This is a genomic window from Bradyrhizobium sp. RP6 (assembly GCF_003837805.1).
Classification (GTDB): Bacteria; Pseudomonadota; Alphaproteobacteria; order Rhizobiales; family Xanthobacteraceae; genus Bradyrhizobium.
On record NZ_RQIT01000070.1, the window covers coordinates 1 to 468 of the forward strand.

Sequence of the window (468 nt, forward strand, 5' to 3'; positions counted from 1 at the left end):
CTCTAGATGTAAATCCTTTGGCGAGATAAAATTTGAAAATAACTCCTCGTAGAAGGACCTTTTATGGAAAATTTAACCGTTATCAGTTCATTTATTACCTCAATAGCCCCTGTCATCAGTGGGTTCGTTCCGTTCCTGTTGTCATTAGCTGTTTTGGCAGGCTTCGTTGCTATTTGCATTATTGGCTGGAGGAAGTGAGATGATCCCTAATTGGGCTCCGATGTTCTCTTGGTGGGTTCATAACGGACTTATTCGGAAATTTAATTGGCGTAACGATGAGATCGGCAAACCATCAGCAAAGGTTGCCGCTCTTATGATTTACATAGCAATTACCATGAAATGCGCTGAAGAAGTTGGCATTCAGGAAGTGAAAATAACCTATACCCGGCTATCAGAAATGACAGGGATTAGTCGGCAGCTGATAAGAGAAGGTACAGCTATTTTAGTTAAGCTGGATATGATTGATGT

General features: G+C 41.0%; 1 protein-coding gene. It reads left to right on the forward strand.

Features of this window, described 5'->3' with window-relative positions:
* Window positions 1-199: 199 nt before the first annotated feature.
* Window positions 200-468, forward strand: a 269-nt coding sequence (locus EHH60_RS36905; protein ID WP_199752531.1) for a hypothetical protein, incomplete at its 3' end; no start/stop codon positions are given.